Raw genomic sequence first — 17,248 nt, forward strand, 5'->3', positions numbered from 1 at the left:
TGCTGGTCAGAGTCGGCGCCGTCCCGCGCCTTTCGCCCCACCGGGTGAGGGGCACGACCCCGGACGTGGCGCCCGCACCCCCAGCCGTGATCGTCCGAGGAGTCCATCGCCCATGAGCATCGCCGACGCACCGCAGGCCTCGGTCGTCCCGCCCGTCGACCCCGCGGCGGAGCGCCGGTTCTCCCGGGTGCTGATCGCCAACCGCGGCGAGATCGCCGTGCGCATCATCCGGGCCTGCCAGGACGAGGGGCTGACCTCCGTGGCCGTCTACGCCGAGCCGGACCGGGACGCCCTGCACGTGAGGCTCGCAGACGAGGCCGTGGCCCTCGGCGGGGAGACCGCCGCCGACTCCTATCTGGTGATCGGCAAGATCCTCGACGCCGCCGAGCGCGCGGGCGCGGACGCCGTGCACCCCGGCTACGGCTTCCTCTCCGAGAACGCGGACTTCGCGCGCGCCGTGACCGACGCCGGGCTCGTGTGGATCGGACCGCCCGCCGAGGCGATCGACCGGTTGGGCGACAAGGTCTCGGCCCGCCAGCTGGCCACCAAGGTCGGCGCCCCGCTGGCACCGGGCACCACCTCCCCCGTGACCGGCACGGAGGAGGTCGTCGCGTTCGCGGACGAGTTCGGCCTGCCGGTGGCCATCAAGGCGGCCTACGGCGGCGGCGGCCGCGGCATCAAGGTGGCCCGCACGCGCGAGGAGATCCCCGAGTTCTACGAGTCCGCGGTCCGTGAGGCCGTGGCCGCGTTCGGCCGGGGCGAGTGCTTCGTGGAGCGGTTCCTGGACAAGCCGCGCCACGTGGAGACGCAGTGCCTGGCGGACGTGCACGGCGACGTCGTCGTGATCTCCACCCGCGACTGCTCGCTGCAGCGCCGCAACCAGAAGCTCGTGGAGGAGGCCCCGGCGCCGTTCCTCACGGATGAGCAGAACGCCCGCCTCGTGGAGTCCTCCAAGGCGATCCTGCAGGAGGCCGGCTACGTCGGCGCGGGCACGTGCGAGTTCCTCGTGGGCCAGGACGGCACCATCTCCTTCCTCGAGGTGAACACGCGCCTGCAGGTGGAGCACCCGGTCTCCGAGGAGATCACCGGCATCGACCTCGTGCGCGAGCAGTTCCGCCTGGCCCGCGGTGAGGCCCTCGGCTACACGGACCCGCAGCCCCGCGGCCACTCGATCGAGTTCCGCCTCAACGGCGAGGACCCGGGCCGCAACTTCCTGCCCGCCCCCGGCCGGCTCACCACGTTCCGCATGCCCAGCGGCCCGGGCGTGCGCGTGGACTCCGGCGTGGTGGAGGGCGAGGCCGTCTCCGGGGCCTTCGACTCCATGGTCGCCAAGCTGATCGTCACCGGCGCGGACCGCCGCCAGGCCCTGCAGCGCGCCGCCCGCGCCCTGCGCGAGGCCGAGATCGTCGGCATGCCCTCGGTGCTGCCCTTCCATCGCGCCGTGGTGCGCGACCCCGCCTTCGCCCCCGAGATCGCCGGCTCGGAGGAGCCGTTCTCGGTGCACACCCGGTGGATCGAGACGGAGTTCGCGAACCGCATCGAGCCGAGCGCCCTCACCCCGGCCGAGCCGGCCCCCCGCGAGGCGCGCCACACCGTGACCGTGGAGGTCAACGGCAAGCGCGTGGACGTCACCCTGCCCACGTGGGGCGAGGCCCTGCACACGATCTCCGGCGCCGCCCAGCGGGCCGGTGCGGGACGACGCCGGCCCCGCGGCAAGCGCGGCGCACCGGTGGCCGCGGCCGTCAGCACGGACGCGCTGACCGCCCCGATGCAGGGCACCGTGGTGAAGGTCGCCGCCGAGAACGGCCAGACCGTGGCCGAGGGCGACCTGATCGTGGTCGTGGAGGCCATGAAGATGGAGCAGCCGCTCGCGGCCCACCGCGCGGGCGTGGTCAGCGGTCTCGAGGTCGAGCCGGGCCAGACGGTCACGGCCGGCACGGTGATCGCCACCATCGCCGACGCGGAGTGAGCCGCCGGCGACGACGGCGGGGAGCGCCGGCGTCGTGGGCTGGTTCCACATGGTGGACGACGGGGACATGACTCTCGCAGATCGGCGCGACGAGGCTTAACCTGACACGCATCTTCGTCTCACATCGTGGTCGTTCGCGACCCCCTGTGCCCGTCATACCAGGGAGACACCATGTCCCACTCCACCCCGCCCGTGAACCCGGGCGCCCCCACCGATCTCACGTCGGACGCGGTCGCCACCGCGGAGGAGGTGCCCCGCTCGCGGGTCATCATCGCCTCGCTCGTGGGCACCTCGATCGAGTTCTACGACTTCTACATCTACGCCACGGCCGCCGTCTCGGTGTTCCCGCTGATCTTCTTCGCGGGCGGCGACGACAACACGGCCCTGCTGGCCTCCATGGCCACCTTCGGCGCGGCGTTCGTCGCCCGGCCGCTGGGCGCCGTCGTCTTCGGCCACCTGGGCGATCGTGTGGGCCGCAAGACCACGCTCATCGGCTCGCTGCTGACCATGGGCATCGCGACGTTCCTCATCGGCCTGCTGCCCACGTACTTCCAGATCGGCCTGTGGGCGCCGGCCATGCTGACGCTGCTGCGCTTCTTCCAGGGCCTGGGGCTCGGCGGCGAGTGGTCCGGCGCCGCCCTGCTGGCCACGGAGTACGCCAAGGACGGCAAGCGCGCGCAGGCGGCCATGTGGCCGCAGCTCGGCGCGCCGATCGGCTTCCTGCTGGCCAACGGCCTGTTCCTCGCGCTGGTGCTCGGCTTCGACCACGACTCCACGAGCCCGGTGCTCGACGGCCCGTTCCTCACGTGGGTGTGGCGCGTGCCGTTCCTGCTCTCGATCGTGATGGTGGCCGTGGGCCTCTACGTCCGCGTCAAGCTCGAGGAGACCCCGGTCTTCCAGCGCGCCCTCGACCGCGACCAGCGCGTGAAGGCGCCGCTGGGCGAGGTGTTCCGCCGCAACTGGTGGGAGCTGATCCTGGGCACCTTCGTCATGTACGCCACCTACGTGCTCTTCTACCTGATGACCACGTGGATCCTCTCCTACGCGATCGGCAAGCCGGCCAACGGCTTCCTGGGCGTCCCCTACGCCGAGTTCCTCGTGCTGCAGCTGGTCGGCATCCTGTTCTTCGCGGCGTTCGTGCCGGTCTCCGGCCTGCTGGCGGACCGCTTCGGCCGCCGCCCCACCCTGATCGTGATCTCGGTGCTCATGGTGGTGTTCGGCCTCTCGTTCGGCCTGTGGCTCTCGCCGGAGAACATGGGCGTGGGCGCGGAGCTGAACGTGCCGCTGATGCTGGCGTTCCTGGCCACGGGCATGACGCTCATGGGCCTGACCTTCGGGCCGATGTCCGCGGTGCTGCCTGAGCTGTTCCCCACGAACACGCGCTACACCGGCTCCGGCATCGCCTACAACGTGTCCTCGATCCTCGGCGCGGCGCTGACCCCCTTCATCGCGGCCTGGCTCGTGCAGAAGTTCGACGTCTCCTACGTCGGCTACTACCTGGCCGCCGCCTCGGCGATCACCGTCATCGCGCTGGTGCTCTCCCCCGAGACCCGCCATACGGACCTCGACACCGTCACCTCGGCCCGGGAGCGCCGCGCCGCGCGCTGACCCCGCCCGGGCCCCCGCCCCCACTTTCGAACGTGACATCGGGGGAATGGACGCTTTCGGTCGTGAGATAGGGCCTATCTCACGACCGAAAGTCGTCTCTGGGTCAGATGCGCACGTGCAGGCGGCGCGCCGCCTCCGCGATCGACCCGGACATGGACGGGTACACGGTGAAGGTGTCCGCGAGGTCGTCCACGTGCAGCTTGTGCGTGACCGCGAGCGCGAGCGCGTAGATCAGCTCGGAGGCGCGCGGCGAGACCACCACGCCGCCGATCACGGTGCCGGAGCCCTGTCGCGCGAAGATCTTCACGAACCCCTCCTCCGCGCCGGACATCTTGGCGCGGGGGTTGGTGTGGAAGTCCAGGCGCAGCACGTCCGCCTGGTACTGGCCGGAGTCCACCTGCGCCTGCGTGACGCCCACGGTGGCGATCTCCGGCGAGGTGAAGATGTTCGAGGCCAGCAGGTGCGGACGCAGCGGCTTGAGGGCGTCGCCGAGCAGGTGGGCGACGGCGATGCGCCCCTGCATGGCCGCCACCGAGGCGAGGGCGAGCTTGCCCGTGCAGTCGCCCGCCGCGTAGATGCTCGGCACGGACGTGCGGGAGACGCCGTCCACGAGCACGTGGCCGGAGCCGGTCAGCTTCACGCCCACGTCGTCGAGGCCGAGGCCCGCCGTGTTCGGCACGCCGCCGACGGCCACCAGCGCGTGGGAGCCCTCGATCGACGGGGTGTCCTCGGCGCCCTCGCCGGAGAGGTGCACGCGCACGCCGGTCTCGGTCCGCTCGACGGACTCGGCCCGGGAGCGGGCGATCACCCTGAGGCCGTTGCCCTCGAAGACCTTCTCGAGCAGCTCGGCGGCGTCGGCGTCCTCGCCGGGGAGCACGCGGTCGCGCGAGGAGACGAGGGTGACCTTGGCGCCGAGGCGGTTGTAGGCCGAGGCGAACTCGGCGCCGGTGACGCCGGAGCCGACGACGATCAGGTGCTCGGGCAGCTCCTTGAGGTTGTAGACCTGCTTCCAGTTGAAGATCCGCTCGCCGTCCGGGACGGCGGTGGGCAGCTCGCGGGGGCTCGCGCCGACGGCCACGAGGATCGCGTCCGAGGTGATGATCTCGGGCTCGGCGCCGGCGTCGTCGAGGGCGCGGACGGACACCTCGTGGGGGCCGACGACGCGGCCCACGCCGTCGATCACCCGGACGCCGACCCGCTCGAGGCCCGCGCGGATGTCCGAGGACTGCTCGTGGGCCAGGTTCAGGATGCGGTGGCCGACCTGGCCCATGTCCGCGTGGACCTCGGCCCCGCCGAGGTCGACGCCCAGGTCCACGGAGGCGCCCACGCGGCGCATCGAGTCGGCGGCGGCGATCAGCGTCTTGGAGGGGACCACGTCCGTGAGGACGGCCGCGCCGCCCAACCCCTGGCGCTCGACCAGGGTCACGCGGGCGCCCAGCTTCGCGGCCACCATGGCGGCCTCGTAGCCGCCGGGGCCGCCGCCGATGATGGTCAGGGACGGGATGAAGGTGCTGTTTTCCTCGGTCACGGGCTCCATTGTGTCCGCCGCGGACGGGAAAGTCCTAGCCCGCGCTCACGGGACACCGCCTAGACTCCACGACGTGACCGACCAGACCAGCATCCCCTCCCCCGACTCCCCCTTGACCGGCGACCATCCGGGCTTCGCCGAGGCCCGCGCGGCCGCCGACACCATCGCCCGGGCGACGGGCGTGGCGGAGCACCGCGTCGCCGTCGTCCTCGGCTCCGGCTGGGGCGAGGCCGCCGGCCTGATCGGCGACGAGGTCGCCGCCGTGCCGCTGGCCGAGGTGCCCGGCTTCCACGCCCCGAAGGTGCCCGGCCACAACGCGGTGATCCGCTCGGTCCGACTGCCGGACGGCACGCACGCCCTTGTCTTCGGCTCGCGCACGCACTTCTACGAGTCCCGCGACGCCCAGGCCGTGGCGCACACCGTCCGCACCGCGGCCGCCGCCGGGGCGCGCACCGTGGTGCTGACCAACGGCTGCGGCGGCCTGGACCCGGAGATCGCCCCGGGCACCCCCGTCCTGATCGCGGACCACATCAACCTCACCGGCGCCACCCCGCTCGCCGGCCCCACGTTCGTGGACCTCACCGACCTCTACTCCCCGCGCCTGCGCGCGATCGCCCGCGAGGTGGACCCCTCCCTGCGCGAGGGCGTGTACGTCCAGTTCGCCGGCCCGCAGTACGAGACCCCCGCCGAGGTGCGGATGGCGCGCACCCTCGGCGGCGACCTCGTCGGCATGTCCACGGCACTGGACGCGATCGCGGCCCGTCACGCCGGGCTGGAGGTGTTCGGCATCTCGCTGGTGACCAACCTCGGCGCCGGCATCTCGCAGACGCCGCTGTCCCACGCCGAGGTCGTCGAGGCCGGCCAGGCCGCCGGCCCGCGCATCGCGCGTCTGCTCGCGGACATCGTGGGGCGGCTCTGATGCCCGCGCATCCCCCGCACGACGACGTCGCCGCGCTCCCGGAGGACGTCCTCGCCCGGGCTGAGCGGTGGGCGGCGGAGGACCCCGATCCCGCGCACCGGGACACCCTGCGCGCCGAGCTCGACGCGGCCGCCGGCGTCGGCCCGGAGGCCGCGGCCGCCCGGGCGGTGCTCGCCGCGCGCTTCGCCGGGCCGCTCGTCTTCGGCACCGCCGGCCTGCGCGCCGAGGAGGGCCCGGGCGAGTCCCGCATGAACCGGCTCGTGGTGCGCCGTACCGCGGCGGGTCTGGCCGCGCACCTGTGGGACGGCGTCGGACGGGACGCGGCCCCGCCGCTGGCCGTCGTCGGGTACGACGCGCGGCGCGGTTCGGCCGCCTTCGCCGCGGACACGGCCGCCGTCCTGACGGCCGCGGGCGTGCAGACCGTCCTGCTGCCGGACCCGCTGCCGACGCCGGTGCTCGCCTTCGCGGTGCGCCATCTCAGCGCGGACGCGGGCGTGATGGTCACGGCCAGCCACAACCCGCCCGCGGACAACGGCTACAAGGTCTACCTCGGCGGGCGGCTCACGGACGAGGCGGGTCGCGGGGCGCAGATCGTCTCCCCCGCGGACGCGGAGATCGCCGCCCGCATCGACCACGCGGCGTGGGCCGCGGACATCCCGCTCGCCGACGACGGCTGGACCGTGGCCGGGCCGGACCTGCTGGAGGCCTACCGCGCGGCGGCCCTCGGCGTGCTCGACGACGACCGGCACGGCCACCGCGACCTGCGCGTGGTCTACACGCCCCTGCACGGGGTGGGCGGCGCCGTGGTCCCGGGCCTGCTCGAGGACGCCGGCTTCGGCCCCGTCCACGTGGTGGCCGAGCAGGCCGCCCCGGACCCGGCCTTCCCCACGGTCGCGTTCCCCAACCCGGAGGAGCCGGGGGCGATGGACCTCGCCCTCGCCCTGGCCGCCGAGGTGGACGCGGACCTGGTGATCGCCAACGACCCCGACGCCGACCGCCTGGCCCTGGCCGCGCCCGTCACCGACGCGGACGGTGTCCGCACGTGGCGGATGCTCTCGGGCGACGCCGTCGGGACGCTGCTGGGCGCGCACGCGATGCCGGCCCTGCACGCGGCCGGCCGCAGCGCCGCGAACTCCGTGGTCTCCTCCCCGCAGCTGGCCGCCCTGGCGGAGGCGAACGGGGTGAGGCACCACGTCACGCTGACCGGCTTCAAGTGGATCTCCCGCGCCCCGGACCTCGGCTTCGGCTACGAGGAGGCCCTCGGCTACTGCGTGGACCCGGACATGGTGCGGGACAAGGACGGCATCACGGCCGCCCTCATGGCCGCGGAGCTGGCCGCCGCCCTCACAGCGCAGGGACGCGGCCTGATGGACGCCCTGGCCGACGTCGACGCGGTCACCGGCGCCATGCCCAGCGCCCAGGTCTCGGTCCGCGTGGCGGACCTGTCCCTGATCGCCCGCACCATGACGGCCCTGCGTCAGCAGGCGCCGGCCACGCTCGCGGGGGAACCGGTCACCGTGCGCCGGGACCTGGCCGCCGGCGGGGACGGGCTGCCGCCGACGGACGCACTGCTGTTCGCCACCGACTCCGGCACCCGCGTCCTCGTGCGCCCCTCCGGCACCGAGCCGAAGCTCAAGTGCTACCTCGGCACCCGGGACGCCGACCCGGCCGCGGCCGCCGAGCGGCTCGAGGCGCTGCGCGCCGAGGTGACGGCCCTCGTGGGCGGCTGAGCCTCGGTAGGCTGGCGGACATGACCGTCTCCCTCACCACCGCCGAGCTGGCGAAGTACATCGACGCGACCGCCCTGAAGGCCGACACCTCGGAGGCGGACGTGCGCCGCCTCGTGGCCGAGTCCCGCGAGGCCGGGGTCAAGAGCGTCTGCATCAACCCCGTGTGGGTGCCGCTGGTGGCCGCCGAGCTCGCGGGCTCGGACGTGCTGACCTGCACCGTGATCGGCTTCCCCCTCGGCGCCAACGCCTCGGAGGTCAAGGCCTTCGAGGCCCGGCAGGCGATCGACGCCGGCGCGGACGAGGTGGACATGGTCCTCGACGTCGCCGCGGCCCGCGCCGGGGACCGCGACCGGCTCGTCGCGGACGTCCGCGCCGTGGCCGAGGCCGCGCACGCGGACGGCCCCGCAGGCGACGGCGGGGCGCTGCTCAAGGTGATCGTGGAGACCGCCCTGCTGGACGACGACGCGATCGTCCTGGCCTGCGAGGCCGCGGTCGAGGCCGGGGCGGACTTCGTGAAGACCTCCACGGGCTTCTCCACCGCGGGCGCCACCGTCGAGCACGTCGCGCTGATGCGCCGCACCGTGGGCGAGCGCATCGGCGTGAAGGCCTCCGGCGGGGTGCGCACCCGCGCGGACGCCCTGGCGATGATCGAGGCCGGCGCCACCCGGATCGGGGCCAGCTCCGCGCTTGCTATCCTGGGATCCGACTGACTCGCATCACTTCGGCCGGGCGTCCGCCCCGGCCGGGACCGCACCGAAGGAGCATCACGTGATCCGCAACGGCAAGGCCATCGACCACTCCAACGTGGGCGGCGTCTGGGGTTCCCTGATCGCCTTCATCGTCGCCTTCGGCGCGTTCCTCGGCTGCCTCTACGCCATGGGCTTCTGGTCGCTCGAGTCGGTCTGGATCCCCGGCCTGATCGCGCTGGCCCTGGCCACTGTGGCCTTCATGATCCCCAAGGCGTTCCTGGGCCGCAGCGACACCGTGGACACCACCGCCATCCACACCCGTCCCGTCGTCGAGCACGCCGCCTCCGGCGCCCACGCCGTCGAGACCGGCGCCGCGCACCGCTGAGCCGTCCCGGAGCCGAGGATCGCTGACACAGGTCGTCCGGCCGCCGCGCGCCGAAGGGCGTCCACCCGCAACACGGGGGTGGACGCCCTTCGGCTTGTCTCCATCGCGGCGGTGGTGCTGGGTCACGCGTACCTGACGGACCTCACCTTCAGCCGGTACCTGGAGATCTGGCGGATGCCGCTGTTCTTCTTCCTCACCGGCTACTTCTGGACGCGCGGCCGCCCCTGGGCCACGGACGTGCGGGGCCGCTTCCGGAGCCTGATGGTGCCGTACCTGGTGTGGGCGGCGCTCATGTCCGTGGCCGCGTTCGCGTGGTTCGCCGACGACCCCGACCTCCTGAGGCGCCTGATGATCACCGGCTGGTACGGGGGCGCGGACCAGGAGCCCCCGTGGTGGGCGTTCTGGTTCATCTCCGTCCTGTTCTTCACCACGGTGCTGCGCCGATTCCTCGAGCGCTTCCCGTCCGCCGTCGCCTGGGCCGTGGGCCTGGCCGGGCTGGCGTGGGCCCACTTCGTGCCGGACTCCGCGATCGCCCGCACGCCACTGGGCGTCGGGCTGGCCCTGCCCTGCCTGCTGTTCGTCCTCAGCGGCGAGACGTTCCGCCGCCGCGTCCAGCCGCACGTGCGGCGCCATCGGACGCTCATCGGCGTCGGCCTGGTGCTGCTCGGGCTGGGCGCGGTCCGGCTGGGCCTGGAGCCGCCCAACATCAAGTTCGGCGGCTTCGGCACGCCGGTGCTCACCCCTGCCGTGGGCGTCCTGATGTCCGCGGGGATGGTGCTCGTGTTCGGTTCCACGGTGGAGGGGCTGCTGCGCTCCTTCGCCCGACGCACCGGGACGGGGCAGGCCCTGCGCCGCGTCATCACTGCCCTGGTCCGGACGGGCACGGTGGTGGTGCTGCTGCACGGCTGGGTGCTGATGTGGGTCACGCGCCACGGCGTGGAGGACAACGCCGTCAAGTTCGCCCTCGCGCTCGCCCTCAGCTGGCTGGCAGGCCTCGCCCTGCTCGCCACCCCCCTGTCCAAGCCGTTCACGGGGGCGCGCCGCCGCTGGCACCCGGTGCACCGCCTGCGACGCGTGGAGCCCCCGCACCCCGTCACGTCCGCGCTGCCGCGCGTCACGACCGCCTCGGAGAGGACACACCCATGAGCAGGGATCATCGCCCCCCGATCCGCAATCCGTTCCTGCCGCCGACGCCGGAGGAGCCCGAGGTGCCGACCCGCGACGGCGGCCACCCGGCGGGTGACGGCGGTGACGCCGGCGCCCCGGCGGCCGCCACGGCGCGGGAGGATCGCCTCGCCGAGTTCCGGCTCGGCCCGGCGTTCCTCCCCCACCCGGCCGACCCCGCCGCGCCGCGGCAGCATGCGACGCCGGCCGGCCGTGTCCCCGGCCCCCTGCCGAGCGCCCGCGTCCTCGTCGTGTGCACGGGCAACATCTGCCGCTCCGCCTACGTGGAGTACGCGCTGCAGGCGCAGCTCAACGCCCTGCTGGGCGACCGGGGCCGCGCGGAGGTCACGAGCGCGGGCACGGAACCGAACCAGGCGCTGACCGTCCCCGGCCCGCTGCTCGACCTCGCACCGAGCCGCCGAGTCCGCGCCGCGTTGACGCAGCATCGACCGCAGCAGCTGACCGGGCGTCCGCTGGCCGACCAGGACCTCGTCCTGACCGCGACGGACGACCACCTGGACGAGGTGCTGCGCGAGGACCCCGCGTCAGTGCGCCGGACCTTCACGATCCTCGGCATGGGCACCCTCCTGCGCGACCACGGCGAGGAGCTCGCCGCGGCGGTCCCTCCGGGCGCGGGCGTCACCGCGCTCGTCACGGCGCTGGCGGAGCTGCGCTCCCGCCTGATCGCCCACGGGGAGCGACCGGACGCGGATCTGCCGGACCCGTTCCGCGGCCCCGCCGAGGGCTACGCCGCCATGGCGCAGACCGCGCAGCCGATCGTCGAGCTGCTGGCGTGGGAGATCGCCCGGGCCCTCGACGGGGACCTCGTGGAGGAGGAGTCGACGGGCGCCTGACCGGCCGGCGGTCAGAGTTCGGGGACGGCGCCGCCTCCACTGCCACGCGCAGGGGTGCGCAGCCGGGGGGCGGACAGGCGCAGCCTAAGAATGCGTAGGCGCCGAGGATGGCGAGGACGAGCACGACGCCACCCCCATCTGCGGCGTCGACCAGAGCCACAGGACGGCGCACGCGAAGCCCGCCATGGAGGTGCAGGGCCCGTGAGGAAGACGCACACCGCGGCGGTGACGAGCAGGGCCACCTTCCACCGCCGCGTCCGCACCAGAGCGAGCGGCGACTGAGCCGACCGCGGGCGATGCAGTCAACAAGACCGATGAAGCCCGCGGTCCGCGCCCATTAGCGCAACCAGTCCAGGTCTGGGATGCCCTGCGGCAGGGGGACGATCGCCGGGAACGGCATGCTCGGTGAACATGAGAATGGAACTCTGCAGGTGGATCTAGACAGGTCGCGCAGCTCATCGCGAGTCCTGCCACGCGTTCATGGATGGCACGTCAACACGGAGCACCCGGGAGCGTGCGGGTCTCGCGCCGTCAGTCCACGAATCCACCTGAACCCCCTTTAACTTTGCACCGGGCATCCGGCACAGTCACCGCCGGGCCCTCCTTTGGGTCGGCTAAGCTCGCGGCCATGGGAGAACGAGCGACGGGACAGCGACCGAGCGCCCCGCCGTCCCTGGACCTCGAGGTCCGCGTCCGCCTCGCGCACGCCCGCATCGCGCATCTGCTGGACCGGGCCGGCATCCGGGGCCTGCACCTCAAGGGCTACGCCACCGAGCCCGGCGTCTACCCGGAGCACCGCCGCAGTTCGGACGTGGACCTGCTGGTCCATCTGGCCGATGCCGCCGCCGTCATCGAGCTCCTGCGCGCCCACGGCTGGGAACCGGTCGCTGACTTCTCGGAAGGGTCGATCTTCCAGCACGCGGCCACGCTCTGGCACGACCAGCTGGGGTATGTGGACGTGCATCGGCTCTTCCCCGGCCTCGGCGCGTCCCCCGAGGCGGCCTTCGACGCCCTGTGGAGCGAGCACGCCCACCTCGTGATCGCCGGCCGGCCCGTCCCGGTGCCGAGCCCGCGCCACCAGCGGCTCGTCGTGATCGTCCACGCGGCCCGCGACCCGTTCCGCGGTGGCCTCGACGTCCGGCACATCCGGGAGTCCCTCACCGCCGAGAGCTGGGCAGCCCTGCGCGAGGAGGCCCTCCGGCTGGACGCGGGCGCGGCCTGGCACGTCGCCACGGGCGAGGCCGCCGACGGCGTCAACGCCCGGCAGCTGACCCTCTTCCAGGCGTTGCAGGAGAGTCAGAGCGGTCTCGAGCTGCTCCGCACCCGGTGGCGGTCGGCCGCCACGGCGCGGGAGCGGGCGGTCCTCGTGGCCCGTACGATCCCGGTGAACCGCCCCCATCTGCAGATGCGCCTGGGCCGGCCTGTCACCCGTGCGGACCTGTGGCGCGAGCAGCGCGCTCGGCTCGGCGCACTCGCCGGCTGGGCCTGGACGAAGGCGGTGCGCCGTGACCGTTGAGACCACCGAGGGCTGGACGCTCGCCCCCGACATCGCGTGGGCCCGCATCGCCGGCGGCCAGGCCGCCGTCATGACGCTCGAGGCCGGTCAGCCGCTGCTGCTGAGCGCCTCGGGCGACGTGATCTGGGACGTCCTCGTGGGCGGCCGCACCCCGGAGGACGACCTGGTCGCGGATCCGCCGGTGCCGCTGTCGACGACGGACGTCACGGTCCAGGTGGCGGAGGCGTTCGGCCTCGCTCCCGCCGACGTCGCGGCCGACGTCCACGCCTTCCTCGAGATGCTCGAGGCGCACGGCATCCTCGTCCGCGTGAGGACGGCCTGACCCGCCTCAGCCCTCCGGCGCGAAGATCGCATCGACCACCTGCTGCGCCCACTCGAGCAGCGGGACGTCCACGAGGTCTTGACCCATGACCGGCTTGGTCTTGGGACGCGGGATGAGGACGCCGTTCAGGGCCGGCTTGACCTGGGCGCCCTTGTACATGCGGGTCAGGCGCATCTGACGGGACTCCGGCAGGTCCGCGGCGGGGCCGAACTTCACGTTCTGCCCCAGCAGCATCACCTCGGTGACGCCCGCGGCTCGGGCCCGGTTGCGGAACCGGGCGACGGCGACGAGAGCCTCCACCGGCTCCGGCAGCGGGCCGTAGCGGTCCTTGAGCTCCTCCACCACGGCGTCCACGGCGGCGTCGTCCGCGGCCTGGGCGAGGTTGCGGTACATCTCCAGGCGCAGCCGCTCCCCCGGCACGTAGTCGTGCGGCAGGTGGGCGTTGACCGGCAGCTCCACCTTCACCTCGGCGGGCGCGGTGTCCTCCTCGCCCTTGAAGTCGGCCACGGCCTCGCCCACCATCCGCAGATACAGGTCGAAGCCCACGCCGGCGATGTGGCCGGACTGCTCCCCACCCAGCAGGTTGCCGGCGCCGCGGATCTCGAGGTCCTTCATGGCCAGCTGCATGCCCGCGCCGAGCTCGTTGTGGGTGGCCACGGCCTTGAGGCGTTCGAGGGCCACCTCGCCCAGGGGCTTCTGCGGGTCGTACAGGAAGTACGCGTACGCCCGCTCGCGGCCACGGCCCACGCGGCCGCGCAGCTGGTGCAGCTGCGAGAGGCCGTAGCGGTGGGCGTCCTCCACGATCAGGGTGTTGGCGTTGGCGATGTCCAGGCCGGTCTCGATGATCGTGGTGGAGACGAGCACGTCGAACTTCCGCTCCCAGAAGTCCACCATGATCTGCTCGAGCCGGGCCTCGCTCATCTTGCCGTGGGCGACGGCGATCCGCGCCTCCGGCACCAGCTCGGCGATGCGCTTGGCCACCTTGTCGATGGTGGTGACGCGGTTGTGCACGTAGAACACCTGGCCCTCGCGCATCAGCTCGCGGCGGATGGCCGCGGTGACCTGCTGGTCCGAGTACGGGCCCACCGAGGTGAGCACGGGGTGGCGCTCCTCCGGGGCGGTGGCCAGGGTGGAGGTCTCACGGATGCCGGTGAGGGACATCTCGAGGGTGCGCGGGATGGGCGTGGCGGACATGGCGAGCACGTCCACGTTGGTGCGCATCTTCTTCAGCGCCTCCTTGTGCTCGACGCCGAAGCGCTGCTCCTCGTCCACGACCACCAGGCCCAGGTCCTTGAACTGCACCTGGTCGGAGAGCAGCCGGTGGGTGCCGATCACCACGTCCACCTCGCCGTGCGCGAGCCCCTCGACGACCTCCTTGGACTCCTTGGCGGTCTGGAACCGGGAGAGCGCGGCCACCTTGACGGGGAAGCCGGCGAACCGGTCGGAGAACGTCTGGTGGTGCTGGCGGGCGAGCAGCGTCGTCGGGACGAGCACGGCCACCTGCTTGCCGTCCTGCACCGCCTTGAACGCGGCGCGCACGGCCACCTCGGTCTTGCCGAAGCCGACGTCGCCGGATACGAGCCGGTCCATGGGGACGGCCGCCTCCATGTCCTTCTTGACGTCCTCGATGGTGGTCAGCTGGTCCGGCGTCTCGATGAACGGGAACGCCTCCTCCAGCTCGCCCTGCCACGGGGTGTCCGGGGCGAACGCGTGGCCGCGCGAGGCCATGCGGGCCGAGTACAGGCGGATGAGCTCGCCGGCGATCTCGCGGGTGGCGCGCTTGGCCTTGGACTTGGTCTGCGCCCAGTCCGAGCCGCCCATCTTGGACAGCGACGGCGTCTCCCCGCCCACGTAGGTGGAGATCAGGTCGAGCTGGTCGGTGGGCACGAACAGCCGGTCGCCGGGGGCACCGCGCTTCGAGGGCGCGTACTCGAGCACGAGGTACTCGCGGTAGGACTCCTCGGCGCCGGGGGCGGTGCGCGGGCCGCCGGTGACCTTGCGGCGCTGCAGCTCCACGAAGCGGGCGATGCCGTGCTGGGAGTGCACCACGTGGTCGCCGGGCTGCAGGGTCAGCGGGTCGACGGCGTTGCGCCGCTTCCGGGCCAGCCGCGCCCCGGGGGCGCGCGTGCCCGCGGTGCGGTGCCGGCCGAAGAGGTCGTGCTCCGTGATCAGGGCGATCTGCGCGTCCGGGATCGTGAAGCCGGAGCCGACGGGCGCTGTCGCGATGGAGACCCGCCCCGGGGCGAGGTCGGCGGGCAGGGGCCCGTCCACCACGGAGGCCGTGAGGCCGGCCTCCGCGTTGAGCTCGGCGAGACGGCGGGCGGAGCCGGGGCCGTCGGTGAGGACCACGGCATGCCACCCCTCCGCGAGCCGGACACGGGTGTGCGCGACCATGGCCTCGATGTCGCCCGAGAAGGTCTGCGCGACGCCGAGGGTGGCGCGCAGGGTGGCGGCGTCGGGCAGCAGCTCAGCGTCCGAGACCAGCGCGGTGACGGACCAGAACCCCTGGTCCTGCTCGAGCGCGGCCGCGCGGAGTTCGGCCACCGTGAGGAAGCCGCCCGCGGCGGACTGGTCCGCCCCGGCCACGTCCACCGGGGCGACCGCGCCCTGCGCGGCGCCGGCCCACGCGGCCTGGAGGAACTCCTCGTTGGTGGCCAGCAGGTCGTCGGCGCGGCCGCGCAGGCGCTCGGGCTCCACGAGGACGGTCAGCGACCCGGTGGGCAGCATGCGGGGCAGCGACGTCATGGCCTCGGCCAGCAGCGGGGAGAGGGACTCCATGCCCTCCACGGCCACGCCCTCGGCGATCCGGTCCAGCATGTCCGCGGCGGCGGGCATGGCCGGGATCAGCTCCTTCGCGCGTCGGCGCACGTGGTCCGTGATCAGCAGCTCCCGGCACGGGGGCGCGTACAGCTCGGAGGGGTGGCCCGAGCCGTCCTCCGTGGTGTCCTCGAGGGAGCGCTGGTCCGCCACGGAGAACCAGCGCATCTGCTCCACCTCGTCCCCGAAGAACTCGATGCGCACGGGGTAGTCCTCGGTGGGCGGGAACACGTCGATCAGCCCGCCGCGCACGGCGAACTCGCCGCGACGGCTGACCATGTCCACGCGCGAGTAGGCGGCGTCCGCGAGCGCGGCCACCACGCCGTCGAAGTCCCGTTCCTCCCCCGTCCGCAGGGTCACGGGGCTCAGCTCGCCGAGCCCGGCCACGAGAGGCTGCAGCACGGCGCGCACGGGAGCGACGACGATGCGCAGCGGGCCCTCCGCGTGCTCCTCGGGGTGGGCGAGGCGGCGCAGCACGGCCAGGCGCGCGCCCACGGTGTCCGAGCGCGGGGACAGGCGCTCGTGGGGCAGCGTCTCCCAGGACGGGAACAGCGCGGCGGCGCCGGCGGGGGCCCAGGCGGCCAGGTCGGTCACGAGGTCCTCGGCCTCGCGGGTGGTCGCGGTGACCACGAGGACGGCGGCGCGCTCGCCGTGGCCCTCGGCCAGCGCCTCGGCCAGGACGGTCAGCAGGGGCGCGCGGGCGCCGTCGGGCAGGCCGATCTCCAGCTCGACGCCCCGAGCCTCGAGCGGCCGGGCGGCGGAGGCGGCGGCCGCCTCGAGCGCGCGTTCGGCGCGCAGGCGCGGCAGCAGCGGGGCGAGGACGGGGGTGGTCTCGGGGGCGCTCATGCGCGGACCTCCGGGGTGGCGGTGGAGCCGTCCGTGGCGGCGGGCAGTTCGGTGGTCATGATCTCCCGGATCTCTTCGAGGAAGGCGAGGACGTCGTCGGCGCCGCCCACCGGGCCGCCGGCGGTGAGCCGGTCCGTGCCGAGCAGCACCGCGGTGGGGAACGAGTGCAGACCGAGGGCCTGCGACGCGGCGCCGGCCGGGTCGGCGAGCACGAGCGACGCGTCGACGGCGCCGCTGTGGATCGCCCCGTCGGCGCCGGGGGCATGCTGGGGCATCAGGACCCGCAGCCGGACCGGCCCGAGCGCGTCCGTGAACTCGTCCAGCCGCTCGATCACCCGCGCGCAGGAGCCGCACCCCGTGGACAGGCGCAGGGCCACCACGGCCCCGTCCGTGACCAGCCGGTGCAGACCGGTGTACTCGCCGTCCGCGACCACGACGGCGTCCGGGAACGGGTGGCGTTCGGGTTCGGCACCGTCGGCCGGGTCGACGGCGGCCTCAGCCTCGGGCGTCGCCGGGGCGGCGTCGGGCGCGGCCGGGACGGACTCGCGCCCGGCCAGGAACGCGGCGGTCGCGAGCAGCACGGACACGAGCAGAGCCCACGCCCACGCCCCGGCGCCGAAGGCGGTGAGCGGCTGCCAGGCCAGGCCCGCGCCGTGCACCGCCAGCGAGACGATCCCCTCGGCCAGGGCCAGGACGGCGAGGGCCAGGAAGACGACGTTGCGGACCACGGTGGTGCGGGAGATCGGGGCGGCCGAGGCCTCGCCGAAGCAGCCGCACGAGACGCCGTCGTCCTGGGCCCGGACCACGAGCGCGAGGAAGGCGGCGAAGAGGGCCACGGCCACCAGGCCGACGACGGGACGCAGCAGGGTGAAGGGTTGCAGGCTGTCTCTTATACAAATCT

At 73.8% G+C, this 17,248-nt stretch carries 13 protein-coding genes; 10 read left to right on the forward strand and 3 right to left on the reverse strand.

Annotated elements, in window-relative coordinates:
* Window positions 1-112 precede the first annotated feature (112 nt).
* Entirely contained in the window at window positions 113-1,969 is a 1,857-nt protein-coding gene (locus tag J1M38_RS11155; RefSeq protein ID WP_206481467.1) for a biotin carboxylase N-terminal domain-containing protein, read from the forward strand.
* A 171-nt stretch (window positions 1,970-2,140) separates the two neighbouring features.
* Window positions 2,141-3,577, forward strand: a complete 1,437-nt coding sequence (locus J1M38_RS11160; protein WP_206481466.1) for an MFS transporter — start codon at window positions 2,141-2,143, stop codon at window positions 3,575-3,577.
* Window positions 3,578-3,680: 103 nt separating this feature from the next.
* On the opposite strand, the gene J1M38_RS11165 is transcribed toward J1M38_RS11160, so the two are convergent.
* Window positions 3,681-5,114 carry an NAD(P)H-quinone dehydrogenase gene (locus J1M38_RS11165; protein WP_206481465.1) on the reverse strand — a complete coding sequence of 478 codons (1,434 nt, stop codon included), beginning with the start codon at window positions 5,112-5,114 and terminating at the stop codon, window positions 3,681-3,683.
* 82 nt (window positions 5,115-5,196) lie between these two features.
* Between J1M38_RS11165 and J1M38_RS11170 the strand changes: the two genes are divergently transcribed.
* From J1M38_RS11170 to J1M38_RS11205, 8 genes are all read left to right on the forward strand, one after another.
* On the forward strand, window positions 5,197-6,024 hold the full coding sequence (locus J1M38_RS11170; RefSeq protein WP_342356232.1) for a purine-nucleoside phosphorylase: 828 nt from the start codon (window positions 5,197-5,199) through the stop codon (window positions 6,022-6,024).
* Complete coding sequence (locus J1M38_RS11175; RefSeq protein ID WP_206481464.1) at window positions 6,024-7,754, forward strand: phospho-sugar mutase; 1,731 nt, start codon at window positions 6,024-6,026, stop codon at window positions 7,752-7,754. Before J1M38_RS11170 ends, J1M38_RS11175 begins: the two co-directional genes overlap by 1 nt.
* Window positions 7,755-7,774: 20 nt before the next feature.
* Window positions 7,775-8,464, forward strand: a complete 690-nt coding sequence (gene deoC / locus J1M38_RS11180; protein ID WP_036340586.1) for a deoxyribose-phosphate aldolase — start codon at window positions 7,775-7,777, stop codon at window positions 8,462-8,464.
* A 58-nt stretch (window positions 8,465-8,522) separates the two neighbouring features.
* Window positions 8,523-8,828 carry a hypothetical protein gene (locus tag J1M38_RS11185; protein WP_036317357.1) on the forward strand — a complete coding sequence of 102 codons (306 nt, stop codon included), beginning with the start codon at window positions 8,523-8,525 and terminating at the stop codon, window positions 8,826-8,828.
* A 78-nt stretch (window positions 8,829-8,906) separates the two neighbouring features.
* Window positions 8,907-9,974: an acyltransferase family protein gene (locus tag J1M38_RS11190; RefSeq protein ID WP_145951425.1), complete on the forward strand. Its 1,068-nt coding sequence runs from the start codon at window positions 8,907-8,909 to the stop codon at window positions 9,972-9,974.
* Window positions 9,971-10,846: a low molecular weight phosphatase family protein gene (locus J1M38_RS11195; protein ID WP_206481463.1), complete on the forward strand. Its 876-nt coding sequence runs from the start codon at window positions 9,971-9,973 to the stop codon at window positions 10,844-10,846. The genes J1M38_RS11190 and J1M38_RS11195 overlap by 4 nt, the downstream gene beginning before the upstream one ends.
* A gap of 628 nt (window positions 10,847-11,474) precedes the next feature.
* A complete protein-coding gene (locus tag J1M38_RS11200) occupies window positions 11,475-12,362 on the forward strand; it encodes a nucleotidyltransferase family protein (protein WP_206481462.1) in 888 nt (295 codons plus the stop codon).
* Window positions 12,352-12,684, forward strand: coding sequence for a PqqD family protein (locus J1M38_RS11205; protein ID WP_206481461.1), 333 nt, complete (start codon window positions 12,352-12,354; stop codon window positions 12,682-12,684). Before J1M38_RS11200 ends, J1M38_RS11205 begins: the two co-directional genes overlap by 11 nt.
* A gap of 6 nt (window positions 12,685-12,690) precedes the next feature.
* On the opposite strand, the gene mfd is transcribed toward J1M38_RS11205, so the two are convergent.
* Window positions 12,691-16,347, reverse strand: coding sequence for a transcription-repair coupling factor (gene mfd / locus J1M38_RS11210; protein ID WP_206481460.1), 3,657 nt, complete (start codon window positions 16,345-16,347; stop codon window positions 12,691-12,693).
* Window positions 16,344-17,248, reverse strand: a 905-nt coding sequence (locus J1M38_RS11215; protein ID WP_206501258.1) for a MauE/DoxX family redox-associated membrane protein, incomplete at its 5' end; no start/stop codon positions are given. The genes J1M38_RS11215 and mfd, both read right to left, overlap by 4 nt.

This window comes from Micrococcus sp. KRD070 (assembly GCF_017168435.1).
Classification (GTDB): Bacteria; Actinomycetota; Actinomycetes; order Actinomycetales; family Micrococcaceae; genus Micrococcus; species Micrococcus luteus.